Source organism: Campylobacter sp. TJR-1, assembly GCF_032840035.1.
Classification (GTDB): Bacteria; Campylobacterota; Campylobacteria; order Campylobacterales; family Campylobacteraceae; genus Campylobacter; species Campylobacter fetus.
The window spans coordinates 1-16,913 of sequence record NZ_JAWIZX010000005.1 but is presented as its reverse complement, the minus strand read 5'-3'; the positions used below and the strand labels follow the sequence as shown (position 1 = coordinate 16,913).

Annotated in this window: 12 protein-coding genes and 1 pseudogene; 8 read left to right on the top strand and 5 right to left on the bottom strand. The window is 33.1% G+C overall.

The genetic code is table 11. The annotated features are described in order from the left end of the window. Positions 1-37 precede the first annotated feature (37 nt). Positions 38-1,033 carry a UDP-N-acetylglucosamine 4,6-dehydratase (inverting) gene (gene pseB / locus RVY88_RS06180; RefSeq protein ID WP_002850705.1) on the top strand — a complete coding sequence of 332 codons (996 nt, stop codon included), beginning with the start codon at positions 38-40 and terminating at the stop codon, positions 1,031-1,033. 34 nt (positions 1,034-1,067) lie between these two features. Beyond that, a complete protein-coding gene (gene pseH, locus RVY88_RS06175) occupies positions 1,068-1,517 on the top strand; it encodes a UDP-4-amino-4,6-dideoxy-N-acetyl-beta-L-altrosamine N-acetyltransferase (RefSeq protein ID WP_162167496.1) in 450 nt (149 codons plus the stop codon). A gap of 196 nt (positions 1,518-1,713) precedes the next feature. Here the strand turns inward: pseH and RVY88_RS06170 are convergent, their stop codons facing one another. The 5 genes from RVY88_RS06170 to RVY88_RS06150 all read right to left on the bottom strand — a co-directional run bounded on the left by RVY88_RS06170 (position 1,714) and on the right by RVY88_RS06150 (position 9,552). Further along, a complete protein-coding gene (locus tag RVY88_RS06170; RefSeq protein ID WP_317051277.1) occupies positions 1,714-3,270 on the bottom strand; it encodes a flagellin B in 1,557 nt (518 codons plus the stop codon). Positions 3,271-3,468: 198 nt separating this feature from the next. Next, complete coding sequence (locus tag RVY88_RS06165; RefSeq protein WP_162167494.1) at positions 3,469-5,025, bottom strand: flagellin B; 1,557 nt, start codon at positions 5,023-5,025, stop codon at positions 3,469-3,471. Positions 5,026-5,222: 197 nt separating this feature from the next. Next, positions 5,223-6,788, bottom strand: a complete 1,566-nt coding sequence (locus tag RVY88_RS06160) for a class I SAM-dependent methyltransferase (protein ID WP_162167493.1) — start codon at positions 6,786-6,788, stop codon at positions 5,223-5,225. A 13-nt stretch (positions 6,789-6,801) separates the two neighbouring features. Beyond that, positions 6,802-8,787, bottom strand: a complete 1,986-nt coding sequence (locus tag RVY88_RS06155) for a motility associated factor glycosyltransferase family protein (RefSeq protein ID WP_162167492.1) — start codon at positions 8,785-8,787, stop codon at positions 6,802-6,804. 90 nt (positions 8,788-8,877) lie between these two features. Then, positions 8,878-9,552 (bottom strand): hypothetical protein, encoded by a 675-nt coding sequence (locus tag RVY88_RS06150; RefSeq protein ID WP_162167491.1) that lies wholly within the window; start codon positions 9,550-9,552, stop codon positions 8,878-8,880. A gap of 147 nt (positions 9,553-9,699) precedes the next feature. Here RVY88_RS06150 and RVY88_RS06145 point away from each other — a divergent pair, with 147 nt between their 5' ends. The 6 genes and pseudogenes from RVY88_RS06145 to RVY88_RS06120 form a co-directional block, all read left to right on the top strand. Then, on the top strand, positions 9,700-10,710 hold the full coding sequence (locus RVY88_RS06145; protein WP_002850719.1) for an AI-2E family transporter: 1,011 nt from the start codon (positions 9,700-9,702) through the stop codon (positions 10,708-10,710). Further along, a complete protein-coding gene (locus RVY88_RS06140; protein WP_162167490.1) occupies positions 10,711-12,039 on the top strand; it encodes a TrkH family potassium uptake protein in 1,329 nt (442 codons plus the stop codon). Next, positions 12,036-12,686 (top strand): potassium channel family protein, encoded by a 651-nt coding sequence (locus tag RVY88_RS06135; RefSeq protein WP_002850721.1) that lies wholly within the window; start codon positions 12,036-12,038, stop codon positions 12,684-12,686. The genes RVY88_RS06140 and RVY88_RS06135 overlap by 4 nt, the downstream gene beginning before the upstream one ends. A gap of 251 nt (positions 12,687-12,937) precedes the next feature. Beyond that, complete coding sequence (aspA, locus tag RVY88_RS06130) at positions 12,938-14,362, top strand: aspartate ammonia-lyase (protein WP_011732296.1); 1,425 nt, start codon at positions 12,938-12,940, stop codon at positions 14,360-14,362. A gap of 141 nt (positions 14,363-14,503) precedes the next feature. Continuing rightward, complete coding sequence (locus RVY88_RS06125) at positions 14,504-15,841, top strand: anaerobic C4-dicarboxylate transporter (protein ID WP_002850723.1); 1,338 nt, start codon at positions 14,504-14,506, stop codon at positions 15,839-15,841. A gap of 342 nt (positions 15,842-16,183) precedes the next feature. Further along, positions 16,184-16,913: pseudogene (locus RVY88_RS06120) on the top strand (chemotaxis protein); the annotation flags it as partial.

Below are 16,913 nucleotides of genomic sequence, written 5' to 3'. Positions count from 1 at the left end.
AATTCTAAATTTGATATAATGAAATAAAGGAATAAAAATGTTTAATGGCAAAAATATTTTGATAACTGGCGGAACCGGAAGTTTTGGCAAAAAATATACGCAAATATTGCTACAAAATTACAAACCAAATAAAATAATAATCTACTCACGAGACGAACTAAAACAGTACGAAATGGCAAGTGAATTTGGTCAAAAATGCATGCGCTACTTTATCGGAGACGTAAGAGATGAAAAACGCCTTAAAACTGCGATGAACGGTGTGGATTACGTTATTCACGCTGCTGCTATGAAACATGTTCCTATAGCTGAGTACAATCCTATGGAATGTATCAAAACAAACATAAGCGGAGCGCAAAACGTTATAAACTCGAGCCTTGAATGCGGTGTTCAAAAAGTCATCGCTCTTAGTACAGATAAAGCTTGCAATCCAGTAAATTTATACGGAGCGACAAAACTTGCAAGTGACAAACTATTTATCGCTGCAAATAACATAGCAGGAAGCAAACCGACTCGTTTTAGTGTCGTTCGTTACGGAAATGTGGTTGGATCACGCGGCTCAGTCGTGCCGTTATTTAAAAAACTGATAAAGAACGGCGCAAAAGAACTCCCCATAACAGATACAAGAATGACTAGATTTTGGATCACTCTTGAAAATGGCGTAAAATTCGTACTGAAAAACTTTGAGAGAATGCAAGGAGGAGAATTATTTATACCTAAAATTCCATCTATGAAAATGATCGATTTAGCTAAAGCTTTGGCTCCAAATTTAGACATCAAAGTTATCGGGATAAGGCCTGGTGAAAAGTTACATGAAACTATGATAAGCAAAGACGATGCTCACTTGACTTATGAATTTAGCGATCATTATGTGATTACTCCATCTATACAATTTTTAACAGAACCGAATTTCAGTCAAAATTTAATTCTTGAAAAAGGCATAAAAGTCGATGATGAGTTTGAGTATAGTTCAGATAAAAATGAAGCGTGGCTAGATGCTAATGGGCTAAACACGATGTTAGAAAGCGTACAATGAACTTTTTGTTTAAACATGCGCTTAAAGACTATTTATGATCTGGGTTAAAAACTTTATAAATTTAAATAATGATGAAATTTTAGCTGTTTTCAAAGCTCGCACAGATCCACAAACTACTGCTTTTTGCATAAGAAACAATTTTAATTTTGATGAACACTTGAGTTTTGTGCGTTCTTTGAAATTCAGAAACGACAAAGCGTATTTTATGATATACGATGATGAGAGTTTTATCGCAGTAATATCGTTTGTAGATATAAGCGCTAATCAAGCAGAGTTTGGATTATACAAAACTCCAGGTACGAAAAGCGTAGGGAAAGTTCTAATGAATCAGATGATAAAACTAGCTTATTCTTTAAATTTAAAAACCATAAAAGCTAAAGTTTTGAAGCATAATCTTAAAGCGATAAATTTATATAAAGAGTTTGGTTTTGAAATTTACTACGAAGATAAAGAGATATTTTATATAAAGCGCATTATAGATTAAAATACCAAAATATCCCCATAAAATGGGGATAAAAGGACTTTAGAAATTCTAAATGAGTTTTGTAAGTTTAATATGCTCAAACCCTAAAATGAACTTACATACCACTTTAGAGTTATATTTACGAGACTACAAATGCGCTATACTTCAAATAAATTACTCAAATAACTTAAAAAAGTTTCTCAAAAAACGACTTATATTATTGTAATAATTTAAGTACATTTTGCTGAACAGCATTAGCTTGACTCATAGCGTAACTACCGCTTTGAGCTAATATATTATATTTAGAGAAATTCGCGCTCTCTTCAGCGAAATCGACATCTCTGATTTGACTTTCTGCCGACTTAACATTTACTTGAGTAACGCTAATATTATTTATCGTGCTAACTAGCTGATTTTGCACAGAACCCAGGTCAGATCTAATGCTATCTAGAGTTTTTCTAGCAGCTTCGGCAATGCTCATCATAGCTTGAGCACCAGCGTAAGTGCTTACACCAGAGTTTCTTTGATCTACTGCAGTTTCGCCAGCATGAAAGAAGCCCATAGCAGCTGCAACACTACTTGAAATTACGCTATCGTTTATAGTTTTTAAACTAACGCTAGCTTCTTTGATATGGTTTGCAGACAATGCAACAGATAGCCCATTTGTATTAGCTTGTCCGCCAGTAGCACTAAAAGTCATAATTATATCTCTAGCATCTTGTCTAGTAAATGAAATTTTACCTAAAAATGATACGTTAGCACCGCCTTTAGCCTGTGTTATACCTAATCTTGATATATTACCGCCGTTAATTTGTATAGCTCTACCATCCCTAGCAGTAAGAGTCAATTTACCGTTTTCTAGACTAGCTTCTACTCCGGTTTGTTCTTTTACTTTATTTATAGCACCGATCAATACTTTATCAGAATCGCCATTTTTTATAGCCAAATTACCTATCGGAACTCCATTTATCTTTAGATCTGTTACGGCTGCAGATTGGATACCGACACCTTTAGTTCCATTAAATACTTGTGTATTATTTACACTAGCTTTTACGCCTGTTTTGTCCGCTACGGTATTTACTTGAGCGGCTAATGCGGCAAGACCTTGAGAAGCAAATACTCCAGAACTTATAGTTTGAAACTTATACTCGCCTCCTGCTATACCGTCAATACCTTTTAATGTAAAAGTAAATCCGCCCGAATTTCCACTTAGTGCAAGACCTTTTGAATAAACTACGTTAGAGCTTGTTTCAAATCTAGTATGACCTATAGTGTTTGAATTAGTCGCACCAACACTTACTTTAACCGTTTCATTTGAATATGCACCGATTTGAAATTCTTTATTGCTAAAACTACCGTTTAGTAGTTGCTGACCGTTAAAACTTGTAGTATTTGCTATGTTATCTAGCTCTTCAAGAAGTCTAGTTATGTCACTTTGAAGCGCACGTCTTGAATCAGATGTTTGACCGTCTTGGGCTGCTTGGATAGCTTTAGTTTTGATAGTATCAAGAATTTTGATCTGCTCATCCATAGCTTTATCTGCTGTTTGAACGATACCGATGGCATCATTTGCATTTTTTATAGATTGACCTAAACCAGCAGCTTGAGCTCGAAGGCTATCTGCGATACTCATACCAGAAGCGTCATCAGCCGCAGTTTGGATCCTAAGACCAGAACTAAGCCTACCGAGCGAACCCGATAGAGATCTGTCATTTACCACAGCATTTGTGTGAGCATTCATAGCTGCGATATTAGTGTTTATTCTAAAACTCATTTTTAGTCCTTTTAAAATTAGTTTGGACTATTAAAGCAAAATGCGTTCCAAAAATTTATATGTATAATCGAGAGCGGTAAAAGAGTATAAAAAGTACTTGTTTAGAATAATTGATAGAATCTAGGGAGAAACCTCCCTAGAAGAGATAAGCTTAAACTATCGAAGTAGTCTAAGAATATTTCAAGGAAATGCTTGAGATTATTGTAACAATCTCAAAACATTTTGTTGCGCAGCGTTAGCTTGACTCATAGCGTAACTACCGCTTTGAGCAAGGATGTTGAACTTAGAAAAGTTTGCGCTCTCTTCAGCGAAATCGACATCTCTGATTTGACTTTCTGCCGACTTAACATTTACTTGAGTAACAGTAATGTTGTTTATAGTACTAACTAGCTGATTTTGCACAGAACCCAGGTCAGATCTAATGCTATCTAGAGTTTTTCTAGCAGCTTCGGCAATGCTCATCATAGCTTGAGCACCAGCGTAAGTGCTTACACCAGAGTTTCTTTGATCTACTGCAGTTTCGCCAGCATGAAAGAAGCCCATAGCAGCTGCAACACTACTTGAAATTACGCTATCGTTTATAGTTTTTAAACTAACGCTAGCTTCTTTGATATGGTTTGCAGACAATGCAACAGATAGCCCATTTGTATTAGCTTGTCCGCCAGTAGCACTAAAAGTCATAATTATATCTCTAGCATCTTGTCTAGTAAATGAAATTTTACCTAAAAATGATACGTTAGCACCGCCTTTAGCCTGTGTTATACCTAATCTTGATATATTACCGCCGTTAATTTGTATAGCTCTACCATCCCTAGCAGTAAGAGTCAATTTACCATTTTCTTTACTAGCTTCTACTCCGGTTTGTTCTTTTACTTTATTTATAGCACCGATTAAAACATTATCAGCATCTAAATTTGAAACTTTTATATTACCTATAGAAACACCGTTTATCTTTAGATCTGTTACGGCTGCAGATTGGATACCGACACCTTTAGTTCCATTAAATACTTGTGTATTATTTACACTAGCTTTTACGCCTGTTTTATCTGCAATAGCATTTACCTGTTTAGCTACGGCTGCAAGACCTTGAGAAGCAAATACTCCAGAACTTATAGCTTGAAACTTATACTCGCCTCCTGCTATACCGTCAATACCTTTTAAAGTGAAAGCAAAGCTACCTGAATTACCGCTTATAGCAAGATTTTTTGTGTAAACTACGTTAGAGCTTGTTTCAAATCTAGTATGACCTATAGTATTTGAATTAGTCGCACCTATACTTACTTTTACTGTCTCATTTGAGTAAGCACCGATTTGGAAATTTTTATTACTAAAACTACCGTTTAGTAGTTGTTGACCGTTAAACGCAGTTGTGTTTGCTATGTTATCTAGCTCTTCAAGAAGTCTAGTTATGTCACTTTGAAGCGCACGTCTAGAGTCTGCATTTTGACCGTCTTGAGCCGCTTGTACAGCTTTGGTTTTGATAGTATCAAGAATTTTGATCTGCTCATCCATAGCTTTATCTGCTGTTTGAACGATACCGATAGCATCATTACCATTTTTTATAGATTGACCTAATGCATTAGCTTGACTTCTTAGAGAATCGGCGATAGTCATACCTGAAGCGTCATCAGCCGCAGTTTGAATTCTTAAACCTGAACTAAGTTTTCCTAATGAACCTGATAAATTTCTGTTGTTTCCTACTGCATTCGCATGGGCATTCATAGCGGCAATGTTGGTGTTAATTCTAAAACTCATCTTAAATCCTTTTAGTTAAATATTTTTAGCGTCCTTGCTAAAACTTCAATAACTATATCGCACTTTGGCTTAAAAAGTTTATAGCTTTTAAATAATTTTTATTTTTATGTAAAAAGCTTTACGACTACGAGCAACAAAAAGAACCGGCAAAATGTACTTATTAATATTATTGTTACAAACTCGCTATTGTATTGTTATTATAAAATATTCTCTAGCAAATAGTTTGTTCTAGCATATTTCGCCAATGCTTCTACTGCATCTTTAAAGTATTGTTCTTGTTCTTTGGATTCCTTTAAAGTTTTTGTAATTCCATCTTTTTCTATGGTAGGGACTAATTTCAACTTTTTAAATTTGGAACTCAAAAATTTAGTTATATCTTTAAGGCTATTTTTACCATCGAACATTAACAAAATTTCCATTTCTATATTGTTTAATCCTAAAATAAAATTCATAGGAGTAGCGCATGATAAAGCTTCGCTATTAGTATTTATAAAATAGCCAATATACGCAATATATTCCTCTTTTAACTTTGAAATTCCAGGCTTATAATATATATCACAGATACTCTTATGCGAAACAATGAGAGAATTTGTGACAGCTATAATATCATATATGTGCCTTATAAGTTCACTGGGCGCAACAAGATTTAAGGCATCTTTTACGCTAATACTGCCTGGATAAGATTCTACTAATGTCTTTGCAAATGGTTCAAGGCTAAGACCTTTAGCTCTATCTGCTAATTGCGGAGCTTGTGAAGTTAACACCAAATGAAAATCAGATATATTTTTCAAAATACTATCATCGTCAAATACAAGCTTGTACTCATTTTGCTTCTTTGTGATAAGAGATGAGCGAAATTTGGTTGAATTTAGAAAATCAAACATCTGATCTTTTGATATACGATCGGAATATGCCAATTTAGCATACTCCTTTACGCTTTGGTTTACAAATTCATCATATGAGAAGTGAAACTGCATATCTGCTATATAACAGAGCAAAAAATCCTCTAAATCAGCCACAAAATCACTAAGATAAAACGGCTGATTGAAAATCTCAAGATATTCGTGGTATAAATAGGCTTTATCTTTAGTTTCTTCTATTTGGTTTATAGTGTCTAATTTCAACTCTCTTGTTAGAATCTGATAAGTTTGTTCGGGAGATATTTTAGTACTAGCATATGCTGCTTTTTCAAATTTAAGAGCGTTTAAAGCAGCTTGAAGTTTATCTTGTTTATCTGAATTTACAGCTGAAAAACGCATAAAATCTCTTGTTATCTCATTTATCTTCCAACCAGGATATGTATTATAACTAATAAGCGCAACGCCATCATCATCTAAAAGTTCGCGCGAACTCTCTAAAATAGCAGCTCTTACCTCATTTGGCACCCAACTATAAACCCCATGAACTATAATATAATCAAAACTCAATTTGTCTTTATAAATACTTATAAGATCACAGATATCCATAGTGATAAGCTCGATATTTTTTATGCCTATTGAGCAAATAGCCTCTTTGCCTATCTTTACTTGCTCATCGCTTAGATCGATACCTATAAAGTGCGAATTAGGATGATTTATAGCTTGACCCATGATATTTCCTCCAGATGCGCAGCCGATCTCCAAAACTCTAGCATTGTCTGGATTTCTAGGTGAGAGTCCATGCATCTTGGCTACTTCATAAAGCCTATCTATGCAAGTCATATTGTATGAATTTGAACGGTATAAAACCTCATCATAAGATGCTTTTATAAGATCGTTTATCATTAAATTCCTTTGGTTATAGCCACTCTTTGGCTGATTTTTTAATCTCTTCTAACTCTAAGTTGATATTTCCTGCTAAACTAAATAACCAGTAGCTTTGAGATGAAATCCATTCAAAAAGCTTATCTTTTTTTTCTTCTTCGGTGTCAGCTCTTTTAACTGCAATAACTGTTAATTCCAGTTCTTGATGCAAAAGTACTGCTCCGCAACATCCATAAAAAGCTGATAAAAATATCTCATCATTAAGATTTGTTTTAAGCTCGTCTAAAGCAAAAGAGAGATTTTGCATTTTTGTATAGTTTATCTTATCTGCTTGATTTTTTGCTTTTAATTTTTTTGCTTTTTCTACTTCTTTAGCTATCTTTAAAAATAGTTTTTCGGATTTTTTTTGCAATCTTTCTCCATAGTTTATAATAGCATATATATGTTTTCTAGCTTTCTTTAAATGACGCTCTTTGGCAATCTCATTTAATTTGTAAATTGGAATAAATTTCTTTTTTATACCCTCTTTTAAAACTATATCTGCTATTTCATTAAATGGAGTTTCCACTGTACCCACTATCCTTGCACCGCCTTCTGTACAATTATAAACCGTAAATTTAGCCGCTCTTGATGCTGATTGTATAAAGTGTTCAAAGTAATTTCTAAAAAGATTCCAAACGGTAGTCGTAATCACCTCGCCGACTCCACCGTATTTTGGCGCTAATTCAGCATTTGTATCACATGGGTCTATCTCGGTTGTCCTAAATATATGACCTTTTGAATGGCTAGTTCCATCATCTCCAAAAGCTAAATCTTGACCTATAAGAACGATATTTTCATGATTTAAAGTAAGGGCTATATCAAAAGCTAAGTGAGCTGCACTTGGTCCACCGCCCATATAGCCAAATGTTTCGTCCTTAAATCCTTTTTCATAGTGCAAAGGTCTAAATACATAAGAAGTATCTCTACCTTTTAAATTTTCAATTGTTTTTTCATGCGTTAAAGATGCAGTAACAAATAAAATTCCATCATCAAATTCACTTACTGGATCTTTAAAAAATTTAGATGTAAGCTCTACGCGTTCTATAGAAGAGACGTAATCCGGCTTTATGCCATGCTTTTTAAGTATAGGATAAGAAGCATCTATAGATATGATAGTTACGTATGGAGCGATTTTTTTAAGAGTTTTGAGCTGTTTAAAAAGAGACGGACCGGTAGCTACTATAACAGCTGTTTTTACTTTAGATTTTCTTTTTTTTATCACATTTTTTATAGGAAAACTATCAAATACTATAGGTATATGTTTTGTAGTATGTTTTATTCCTATAAGAGTATCTCTAGAATCATTTCCTTGTTCTAAAAATACCTGTTTTATCGCTTTTATCATTTCTTTATTTATTTTTATAATATCATTCGCATAATGGCTTTGGTTATAAAAGTTATTTGTGATATGAAGATTATAAAGTCTTGAACTCGTCATAACATCTCCGAATTTAGATAAAGTATAAAGCTCTATAAATCTCACGAGATTGGGATAAAATATTATAAATCGTTCACTGTAAATATCTTGAGAAAAATCTATAAGACTAAGAGTTATAAAAAGTATCTCAATCTCAGGTTCAAAAACTATAATTCTAGTGTGAGACGGATTGCCCAAAAGAGACTTTAAAAATATTCCATTTCCTATACCGTAGAAGAAAAGAACTTTATAACGACTATGATCCTCTTCAAAACTAATAATTTTCTCTTCAACCTCTTTTGCCGGACTTTCATAAAGATATTTTTTGGTTTCCAAATTTATGATATTTATATCAAGAGGATCTTTTCCCATAAATACGCCGAATTTTTTATTCTCTTTTAGGTCAAAAAGCATCTGAGCAAGACGTGGACTATAACTCATAATAGCTACTATATTTCTATCAAAAGTTGTTATTTCCTTGCGCTCAGTGATTTGACCTGCCAATTTATCGTTTAGCTTTAGAAACTGTTTTTCATCTTGATTTAGCTCTTTATCTTTCATAGTTTTCCTTAAATTTGTGTATATAAATTTATGCTATATTAAGCCCTATATCGGCTATATAGTTTTTCCTTAAAACAGATCTTTTGAAAATTATTTTGTAATATTTAAAATTTCATAAGAATAATCAAGCCCATCGCTTCCTAAAAATCCAACCGTACCTTTGATATTTTTATCTAATCTAAACTGAGTTTTTACATATTTTTTAATCGTTTTTACAGTTATGCTATCGCCATCGCGCAACTTTGCGGCTACTTTAAAATACTCTCCGCCTCTAAACTCATTAAATTTAGAATGAGTAAAAATCACGGCTCCATCAAAATTAGAAAGCTCATCAAATTCATTTAAAACGCCGTCTAAATTCAAATCATCGCCATTTAAATTTATAATTCTAATGCCAAAAGAACTGCTTAGCAAATTTAACATAGCTCGTATTTGTTGAGAATTTATACTATTTAAAACCTCTGGCGAAACGATGATGACTCTGCAATTTTTTATAAAATCGCAAATACTAGGGAGTTCCTCTTCCCCGACGTTACTCTCGCCGCTTAAATAACCCTCATCAAGAGAGTCAAAAAACTCATCGTCAAACAAATCTTTGCAAATAAGTGCTAAAACATAACTAAGGCTTCCTATCTCGCACTTAACAAACTTAGCGTTTATATCATCGTCTAATGGACTAATAACTAAAATATCATCATTTTTAAAAGTTTCTAGCAAATTTGGTGCTTGAAATGATAGAATACTTGCTAAACTAAGAACTTTCATGCTATTCCTTATAATATGGCAATTTATCTAATTATATCTAAAAATGTTTATGTAATGCTTTTAAAATAGACAAACGCCGCCTTAATGTATTAATTATTTCTTAAGCTAAATGCAGGTAGGATTTTTGCATTTTTAAAGGAATAAAATTTGAAATACCAGCTAACATTAATATCTATAGCAAGCTTTGTAATAATAGCAACGGGTCTTGCAGCAGCAAGTGCCATCGTAGTGCCGTTTTTTCTTGCTGTTTTTATAGCTATAGCTATTTCGCCCGTACTTGAGTTTATGCAAAGATTAAAGATACGCCGAACAATCTCATTTATACTGCTTATAGCTATATTTATAGGAATTTTATGGTTTTTGGGAAATGTGGTATCAAGTGCGCTAAACGGATTTAGCAGCTCACTGCCTGAGTATCAAATGCAATTTAGGATATTTATAGATAAAACAGTAGAATGGCTAAACTCGTATGAAATAATAAAAATAAATAGTTTTGTGTTAGAAAGCATAGATACAAATAAGATATTTTCTACAACAAGTACTATCTTAAGACAAACTAGCGAAATAGTCACAAAGTCGTTTTTGGTCTTTTTGCTAGTAGTTTTTATGCTCGTAGAAACTCAAGTTTTTAAAGATAAAGTTGAGTATTTTGCCAAAAAACATATGTCTATGCACAATATAGCAAATAGCTTTATTTCAAATTTAAAAAAATACCTTGCTATAAAAACCATATCTTCTATCGCTACTGGTCTTATTTTGTGGCTGTTTTTAGTATATTTTGGAGTACCTTACGCACCTTTGTGGGCTGTTTTGGCGTTTATATTTAACTATATTCCTACTATAGGATCTATTATAGCGGCGATTCCTGCTATTTTAATGTCGCTTTTAGTAAATGATTTAAGCGATACATTGTGGCTTAGTATTATATATTTAGTAGTAAATATATCCATAGGTAACTTTATAGAGCCGAAATTTCTAGGCGCCGGACTTGGGATATCAACTCTTGTAGTAATTTTAAGTCTACTTTTTTGGGGATTTTTGCTCGGTATCGGCGGAATGTTTTTGGCAGTTCCTCTTACTATGAGCATAAAAATAGCCCTAAACGAAAGTCCTAAAACTAAATTTATAGCGGTGCTACTCAGCGATAAGGCGCAGTAAGTGAATAAAATATTTAGCACTATTTTAGCAAGCTACATACTCTTAGCTTTTATAGGAGCTATAATTCTGAGTTTTGATATCATGCGTTTAAAACCTATATCATTTATAGATCTACTTTTTACGGCTACTTCTGCAGTCTGCGTAACAGGTCTTATAACTGCAAATACCGCGACAGATTTTAGCGGATACGGACAAGGGATTATACTAGCTTTGATACAAGCAGGCGGTTTTGGCTATATGAGTTTAGCCGGATTTTTATTTTTACTTATAGGTAAAAAAGTTGATTTCAAAGGTAAAATGCTGCTAAAAGAGTCGCTTGACTACCCAAATATGCAAGGTATTATAAAATATCTAAAAAAGATTTTTGTTTTTACTGCTTGCATAGAAATCATAGGGGCCGTGATTCTTACTTTAAATTTTATGCTTGATATGCCGTTCAAAAAAGCGGTTTGGGCAGGAGTATTTCACTCCATTTCAGCGTTTAATAATGCCGGATTTAGTATATTTGAATACAATCTTGCAGAGTACAGAGATAATTTTGTACTAAATATCACAATATGCTTTTTAGTTATACTAGGCGGACTTGGATTTTTAGTGCTTAGCGAGTGTTTTAACTACTATAAAAAGAGTTCTAGGATAAGCATACATACAAGAATAGTTTTAATAGCAACTATTATTTGCATATTGCTCGGTATGGCTGTATTGCTGATATTTGAATGGGAAAATTCAAAAAGCATAGGCTCTTTAAACTGGTTTCATAAGCTACTTAGTTCGTTTTTTGTATCGGTAAATCTTAGAACATCAGGATTTAATACGATAGATCTTGGCTCTTTGCATGATCAAAGTCTATTTTTCTCATCTTTGTTGATGATCATAGGAGCAGCTCCAGGAGGTACTGCTGGAGGTATAAAGATAACTACGGTTGCAGTGCTTCTTATATATGCTTACTGCTCTTTAAGAGATAAAGAAACTGTTATATTTCAAAGAACTATTCCGGAAAATATCGTAAAAAAATCATTTTTGATCTTCGTTATAGCGGTATTTTATATTATTATTTCTACGATCATACTAAGTACTACAGATGATAAAGAAAATAGATATTTTTTGCCTTTATTATTTGAAATTTGCTCTGCATTTGGCACTGTTGGAGTAAGCACCGGAGATGGCGAAAGCTTATCGTTATCGGCTAAATTTAGTGATTTTGGTAAATTTTATATAATAGTCTTGATGTTTATGGGAAGAGTCGGGGTGTTGGTTTTTAGCATGGCTCTTTTTAGAAAAAGTAAAAATAATAGTATTAAATATCCAGAAGAAGGAGTGGTATTATGAAAACTTACGCTGTTATCGGCCTTGGTAAATTTGGATCGCACGTGGCAAAAGGACTTATAGAAAACGGTGAGCAAGTCATAGCCGTAGATAAAAATGAAGATAGCATAAAAGAATTTAGAGGAATTTGCGAGAATTTATTTATCATCGACACTACCGATATAAATTCTTTAAAAGACGCAGGTATCGCAGAAGTAGATACAGCCATAGTAAGTATAGGAAAAAACATAGAAGCTTCTATACTAAGCGTTATGGCTTTAAAAGAAATAGGAGTAAAAGAGGTTATCGCAAAAGCATACACTCTAATTCACGGCAAAATTCTATCCAAAATAGGCACGGATAGAGTTATTTATCCTGAAAGGGACGCAGCAAAAAGGCTTGTAAAAAGCTTCTCTTTAAATCCTAAATTTGAAGTCATAGACGTAACAAATACTATGAAAATAGCTAGATTTAAAATTACCGCGCAATACGCAAATATAGCCGCCGGCGATCTTTTAAGCAGATCAAAATCAGATCTAAAAATAATAGCCTTTAAACGAGAAAATAGATGGGAATATGAAATAGGCGAGTTTTTAGTTTTAAAAAATGATGATGTAGTTTTGCTTTTTGGTAATTCAAAAGAACTTGAAATATTTGTCTCAAATATATAGATAATTTTGTAATTTAAATTATGAATTTATGTTATATATTTAAGATTTTATTTATAAATTTAATATTAAATTGTTTATCAAAAGCCCTATTTTCGATATTTAAAGTTTATGAACAACCTGCTTTTAAAACATTAAATAATAATACATAACTATGAATCTGTCGCGCTTTTACTATGTTTTTTAATATTTAAGATTAAATTCATTCAATCAACATTATAATGTCATTGATAAAAAAATATAGGAGACATATCATGGGTACAAGAAAAGAACACGACTTCATAGGCGAGCTAGAAATAGCAGAAGACGTTTATTATGGAGTTCAAACATTTAGAGCTGTAGAGAACTTCAATATTACTCACGAACGCATTTGCAACTTTCCAAATTTTATAGTAGCTCTTGCTCAAGTTAAAAAAGCAGCAGCACTTGCAAACTTCGATCTTGGTTTACTTGATGCAAAGATCAAAAATGCTATTTGTGAGGCTTGCGACCTTGTTGCTAGTGGAAAATACAACAATCAATTTGTAGTAGATATGATACAAGGCGGCGCGGGAACAAGTACAAATATGAACGCAAACGAAGTTATAGCTAACATCGCACTTGAGCTTATGGGACACAAAAAAGGCGAGTATCAATACTGCCATCCAAACGATCACGTAAATTTAAGTCAAAGTACAAACGATGCTTATCCAACAGCTTTAAGAGTTGCTATTTATGAAAGACTTTGTGAATTAACAGAAGCTATGCATCTCTTAAAAGACAGCTTTGAAAAAAAAGCAGAAGAGTTTAAAGACGTTTTAAAAATGGGCAGAACTCAACTTCAAGACGCAGTTCCTATGACTTTAGGTCAAGAGTTTAAAACTTTTGCTATCATGCTTGGCGAAGATATCGACCGTGTAAGAGAAGCTAGAAACTTAGTACGCGAGATAAACCTAGGCGGAACAGCTATCGGTACAGGTATCAACTCTCACCCAGACTATCCAAAAGTAGTCGAGACAAAACTTCAAGAAGTAACAAAACGTCCATTCATCACTGCTGGTAACCTTATAGAAGCTACTCAAGACACAGGCGCTTATGTTCAAATTTCAGGCGTTTTAAAAAGAGTTAGTACAAAACTAAGCAAAATTTGTAATGACTTAAGACTTTTAAGCAGCGGCCCAAGATGCGGACTAAACGAGATAAACTTACCAAAAATGCAACCGGGCTCAAGCATTATGCCAGGCAAAGTAAATCCTGTTATCCCTGAAGTAGTAAATCAAGTTTGTTTCGCAGTTATCGGTAATGACGTAACTGTAACTCTAGCTAGCGAAGGCGGACAACTTCAACTAAACGTATTTGAACCAGTTATCGCTTATAGTCTGTTTAACTCTATCGCAATGCTTAAAAAAGCTTGCCGTACTCTAGCTACAAAATGCGTTGACGGCATCACTGCAAATGAGAAAGTTTGTTCTGATTTTGTTTATAACTCAATCGGTATCGTTACAGCATTTAACCCATATATCGGTTATGAAAACAGTGCTAGCATAGCAAAAGAAGCTTTAAGTACAGGAAAGAGCGTAGCATCTATCGCACTTGAAAGAGGACTTTTAACTCAAGATCAAATAGATGATATTTTACGTCCGGAAAATATGCTAAATCCTCATATGACAAATGAAGATAAAAGCAAATTTAAAAACTAATTTTTTAAATTTTAAAATAGCGATTTTACGCTAAAAGTATTGAATTTACCTTGCTTTTGCAAGGTAGTAATTTTGGTATTTGTTGCTTTAGGTGACTTTAAACAGTCGTCATAAAGCATAAAAAATAAAAAGGATCTTTTTATGGACATTATGATTATTCTACAAGTTATCGTTCTATTTGGAGCGATATTCTTGGGTGTTAAGCTCGGAGGTATGGGTATAGGCTACGCCGGAGGTCTTGGCGTTGTTGTTTTAGCCCTTGTTTTAGGTATGAAGCCAGGTAGTATTCCATGGGATGTTATACTTATAATTATGTCGGTTATCGCGGCTATCACAGCGATGCAAATGGCAGGTGGACTTGATTATTTAGTTCAAATAGCTGAGAAATTATTAAGAAAAAATCCAAAATATATCAACTATTTAGCTCCTACAGTTACTTACTTTTTAACTATATTTGCCGGTACGGGTCACACTGCATTTTCTATGATACCAGTTATTGTTGAAGTTGCAAAAGGTCAAAATATAAAACCTGCAGCACCTCTTAGTATAGCAGTTGTTGCAAGCCAAATCGCTATCACAGCAAGTCCGGTTTCGGCTGCGGTTGTATTTATGAGCGGCGTACTTGAACCACTTGGCTGCTCATATCCTATGCTTTTAGCTATTTGTATTCCTACAACATTCATCGGTTGTATGATTACTTCGTTTATCGTTAGTACATTTTGGAATCTTGACCTTGACAAAGATCCCGTATATCAACAAAGATTAAAAGACGGTCTTGTCAAAGAAGTAAAAGGTGCTGAGTATAAAGAGATATCAAAATCTGCCAAAACTTCAGTTGCTATATTTTTAATCGGCGTTTTAGCAGTAGTTTTCTATGCAACTGCTATATCAAAAAACGTAGGATTAATCGACCCTGTTATACTTGGTAGAGATCACGCTATCATCAGCTTTATGCTTACTATAGCTACGCTTATTGTTATAATTTGCAAAGTTAGAACAGATACTTTAGTTCAATCAAGCGTATTTAAATCAGGTATGGTAGCTTGCGTGTGCGTACTTGGTGTGGCTTGGCTTGGCGATACTTTTGTTAGTGGACACATTGAAGGAATTAAAGGATTTGCTTCTGAGCTAGTCGGTAAATATCCGTTCTTGCTTTCAGTTGCACTATTTTTTGCTTCAATGTTACTTTATTCTCAAGCAGCAACCGCAAAAGCGATCATCCCTGCAGTTATTTTAGCTCTAGGAATTACTCCTGAAAACAGCGGTCAAATTTATATCGTTGTAGCTTCATTTGCAGCAGTTTCAGCTCTATTTGTCCTCCCTACTTATCCAACATTGTTAGGTGCTGTTCAAATGGACGATACAGGTACAACAAGAATAGGAAAATATATATTCAACCACGCTTTCTTAGTTCCTGGAATTTTAGCCATAGCTATATCAGTAGCTCTTGGATTTATCGTTGCTCCTATGATGCTTTAATTTTCTTAGTCCGACAACAAGTCGGACTATCTAAATATATTAAATTTATCCACCATTTTTCTAAATTTAAAAATAATAAAATATTACGATTTTATATATACTACGTTATAAATTATTCATAATTATTAAAATATATCCAAAAAATAAATTGGTAATAAATTTAATACAAGATATTTTAAATTTATTACCAGATGCTAACTATATAGCGAATTTTTAATATTTAAGCGATATTTATAAATATTTTGTTATAATTATTATTAATAATTTTATATAGAATTATATTATATGTATAATTATTTTTAAATATAAAGATTAAAAAAATTAATAAAAAAAGGATGTATGTTGAAATCTATAAATAGTAAGGTTATGGCGATTATCGCCATTATAATGGCAATGCTAATCGCATGTTTTGTCGTAGTTGAAATTTTTATTTCTAAAGTAAATGCATCGTTTAACGAGTCAGAAGAGACCAAGAACGAATATGTTTTAATATATAAAAATATTATCGATGGTGAAAGAGCGGGACTTAATATAAGGAATTTATATATTATTCCTGAAGATAAAAATACCTTGACAATACTAGAAAATAGCGTTAATGATCTAGTTACAAACAGAGAAGAATATAAAAAATTATTAGGTACTACTAAGCTGCAAACAGATGAAATTTTTAGCAAATTAACGTCGTTTTATAGAAGTTCTATAAATAAAGCAAAAAATAACCAAAACATTACCATAGAAGACGTCCAAGAAATAACGCCTATATGGAGAGAATATAGAGATCTGCTAGAAAAACAGCTAGCTAGTTTGGTGATTAGAGATAAAAGTACATCAGATAGTTTTGCTAATGATGTTAATGTACTTACTATGGGATTTACCGTATTTATCATCACTATCATCATACTTTCAAGTTTGATACTATTAATTAGCAAATCATATCTTCTAAAAGCTATTAAATCCATAGAAAACGGTCTCAAAGACTTCTTTGACTTCTTAAACCATAAAAATGATAATCCTAAAGCTATAAGCTTAAAATCTAATGATGAGTTTGGAGTTATGGCTAAACTTATAAACG